This is a genomic window from Desulfobacter sp. (assembly GCF_050177295.1).
Window position 1 is genome coordinate 1 of record NZ_JBFXHE010000465.1, and the last position, 3,275, is coordinate 3,275.

Genomic DNA, 3,275 nt, shown 5'->3' on the forward strand with positions numbered 1-3,275 from the left:
CACTCCCGTTTTTCCATTAACAAGCCCTTGGCAGTGCATACCACCAGGGGCTTGTGAATGGGATTAGCTATGAGTTCATCGACTGCAAGATATTGGCCGCCTTCAATCTTTCCCGGTCACGCTGCTGTTGCTCATTGGAAATATCAATCAGGTATTCAACTTCTTCCACTGCATCCTCGATTATATTTGAAATACCTTCTATGGTGCTTTCATTCATTCCCAAAGAGCTTTTAGCATAGCCGAATAGCAAGCTTGCAACAGCTTTTAGCTTTTCAAGCGGGCGGCAGGTCTCAAATAAGGGGTCTCCATCTTCTAACAATTGTTTTCTGGTGAAATCAGATTTAATTTGCATCGCCTACCTCCATCCAACCGGCCACATCGTTGCCAAAAATCACAATCACGCCGCCCTTGAGATCTGGTCGTTCATTTTGCCGGAATTCATCGGCTATTTTTTTCTTAAATTGCATAGGTGGCCTCCTTTCCCCAATGGCCGATCTGCCCGGCAAGCTGTTTAAGTCCTGGCAGACAAGCTACGATATCAACATCGGAAGAATGCGCTTGATAAGCCCGGACAAAATCCTTGTGCCACCACTTTAAATCTGATTCGATGACATATGCCGCCCAGGAGCCGTACCTCCACCTGGTTGACATCAAATGCCTGGTTACGGGGTCTTCAAACTCAGGGATAATCCCCTTGCCGTACCTGCGCAGGTGATCAAGGACCTTTCCTGCCTCGATCTCTGCCCGGTCTTTCACGCTGACTCCGCCGCCCATAGTGTCGATAATATCGGCAGTGGTGGGCATGGAATTATATTTATGAGTCCTGATAAGCTTAACTGCGGCTTCGGACACCTGGTCAATGGAGAATTCTTTCAGGGCTTCAAATCGTAGTTTCAAGCCGTTGCTGGTGAATGTCGTCCCCGGGTAGTTTTCCGCAACAGCCATCATGATTTCCGTGAATCGTTTCAAATCTTGTTTATCCATGGCTACACCTCCACACCCATTTCGGTTAAAAATTGTGCGGCAGCCATGTAATTGCTATCCATACGTTTGGAGCCCGTAATAGTGCCGTTTGGGAATCTACCCCTGGGTAACCATGTTAACAATCCCTGCTGATCCTGCCGGGTCTCAAGATACCCCTCAGCCCATTTGTTCTGCAGGGTCTTATCCAGGTACGCCCTGAATTGCATACTCCCGCCCCTGACATTCCTGGCGGCATAAGCAACGGCCTCCTCAACCTCTCGTTCCGGATAGTCAACAATAGCCTTGTTCACAAAGGTGACCACTATGGGGCTTTTGTGTTTCTCAGGGATAAGATTTAAAATGGCATTGGAGGAACACGACGACGGCAACGGCATGGCCTGATCACAGATGGCCGGTACCGGTACCGGTTCCGGCGTAGTAGTCGTTGTTACCCTCAGTATTTGTTTAATATCAGTATTTATTATAGGAGCGGTTTCCTTGATTACGGTTTCCCGCATGTGGTTTTCCGTAATGTCGGCAACCTCAATATGGGCTTTCTTAGCGTTGATTTCCGGCTCAGGCTCCACCAGGGATGGGGGCTCTTGGATGATTGATTCAGGTTCGGGGTCCAGAATGATGACATCGTTCTCCTCACCTGCCACCACACAGGGTTGCTCTGGTGCCGGTCGATCCCCGTAGGGTTTAACCCGGCTTTCATGGATGATATACTCAACTCCAATTATCCGCCCATTCTCATGCCTGGAAACTTCTCTCTGGATATATCCGGCCTCTTCAAGTTCACGGATCGCGGACCTTATGGCCGTGTGGCCATCCTTGCCGGTCTTCACCAGGTAATTGACGTTAAGGTTCCACTTGTCCGGTCTTGACAACAGGCGGGCAAGGGTTCCCCTGGCCTTGTCGGAAATGGTTTCGTCCAGCAGGAACTCATTGGGCAATCTTGTGTAGTTGGCTCTTTTTTCCGTTCTGATAATCATTGGACCACCCTCCTTTCTCCCGGGAATTGGATCACGTTGTTGGTTAGGTAAACGGGAGTTATTCTTTTTTTCGGTTGGACCTGAGTGGATATTTGAGATTCCAGTTCTAAGATTCTTTCCATCAAAGCATTGCATTTACCCATAACAAGATCCTTTTCAATGTCCGCAATATCACGCATCGAACTCATAAAAAGGTAATGGTCTGTCTGCATACATGATTGCCTTGCCAGTGAAAATAACAAATCATTTTTATTGTTAATTTTGACGGTTTCTTCTTCCTCGCGTTCTTTTTTGAGTTTGTCCTCTCGCTCTTTTAGCTTTTGACGGGCCTTTTTTAAGTCCTCATAGCAATAAACAGGCCCATTTTCGGCGAAATAGTGTTTATCAAAATTATTCATCTGCCCACCTCCCCGCACCGGATATCATAAAGTTTCCGGGCCTGACGTTCCCGGGCTTTTACCTTGGATTCGTTTTCGGCGGTTAAGTCTGCAATGATGTTGTTGACCATCGTCTGGATCTCATCAGCAGCATTGTTCAGGATTTCATAAATCCCGGTGCTGGCATCGCAACCAAGTTCCCGCATTTCACCGGGAAGCATGGTTGAAAACAGTTCTGCGACTCCGCGGATTTTGCACAGGGGTAAGCAGACACCATCAATGTTGGGTTTGTGGGTTGTGCCTTGATTGATAGGCGTGGTGGGGTTTTGATTCGACTTCATTTGGGCCTCCGTGGTTTTGTGATTAAGCCCTTTTGTCCTGTCAAAAACAAAAAGGGCAGCATAGGGGTTGACAGACCGGTCCACGGAACCGGCAGCCCGAAGGCTCCCCCATGCTGCCCAGTATATAGACGCATGGAACAAAAAAAGCGTTCACATGAAATGTAGACGCCTCTTTGCGTCCGTGGTTCCCGGCTGTCAACCCGGCATCCCTGAATTTGCAGGGAATAATTTACATTAGCCGGGTCTGTGGAATGGTGTCAAGGAATTATTTTGTGGTTCATATTCTCGGGATTATGAGCCACGAATCCTTTTGGTGCTCAGGTCCGGCCTATTTTTCTGGAAAACGTCGGCGGAGATCCCGGCAATGGGGAGGGGGATATAAATCTGGGGTTTTGATCCACCCCAAAAACAGACTTCACTCTGACAGTAGGTCTCTCCTCAAACGTCTCGGTTTGATCTGCCGAATTTTACATGCCAAGCCATCAATAACAAAAGTAGTCAACGCCTTTACTGGCAATGGTTGAACCCCACATAAATAGACAAAGTCAACACTTTAATGGGCTCTTCAGCGGGCACGGCTTTCTTGCACTCCGCTGTAA

6 protein-coding genes are annotated in these 3,275 nt (G+C 48.0%); all 6 read right to left on the reverse strand.

The window, feature by feature from the left end; genetic code table 11:
* Window positions 1-67: 67 nt before the first annotated feature.
* From AB7U36_RS21115 to AB7U36_RS21140, 6 genes are read right to left on the reverse strand one after another with little or no spacing between them, the layout of a single operon-like run.
* A complete protein-coding gene (locus tag AB7U36_RS21115) occupies window positions 68-352 on the reverse strand; it encodes a hypothetical protein (RefSeq protein ID WP_428161596.1) in 285 nt (94 codons plus the stop codon).
* Window positions 342-467 carry a hypothetical protein gene (locus AB7U36_RS21120; RefSeq protein WP_428161597.1) on the reverse strand — a complete coding sequence of 42 codons (126 nt, stop codon included), beginning with the start codon at window positions 465-467 and terminating at the stop codon, window positions 342-344. The genes AB7U36_RS21115 and AB7U36_RS21120 overlap by 11 nt, the downstream gene beginning before the upstream one ends.
* Window positions 457-984: a hypothetical protein gene (locus AB7U36_RS21125; RefSeq protein WP_428161598.1), complete on the reverse strand. Its 528-nt coding sequence runs from the start codon at window positions 982-984 to the stop codon at window positions 457-459. The genes AB7U36_RS21120 and AB7U36_RS21125 overlap by 11 nt, the downstream gene beginning before the upstream one ends.
* Window positions 985-986: 2 nt before the next feature.
* Window positions 987-1,958 carry a hypothetical protein gene (locus AB7U36_RS21130; RefSeq protein WP_428161599.1) on the reverse strand — a complete coding sequence of 324 codons (972 nt, stop codon included), beginning with the start codon at window positions 1,956-1,958 and terminating at the stop codon, window positions 987-989.
* A complete protein-coding gene (locus tag AB7U36_RS21135; RefSeq protein WP_428161600.1) occupies window positions 1,955-2,356 on the reverse strand; it encodes a hypothetical protein in 402 nt (133 codons plus the stop codon). Before AB7U36_RS21135 ends, AB7U36_RS21130 begins: the two co-directional genes overlap by 4 nt.
* Window positions 2,353-2,676 carry a hypothetical protein gene (locus tag AB7U36_RS21140; protein ID WP_428161601.1) on the reverse strand — a complete coding sequence of 108 codons (324 nt, stop codon included), beginning with the start codon at window positions 2,674-2,676 and terminating at the stop codon, window positions 2,353-2,355. Before AB7U36_RS21140 ends, AB7U36_RS21135 begins: the two co-directional genes overlap by 4 nt.
* Between the last annotated feature and the right edge of the window lie 599 nt (window positions 2,677-3,275).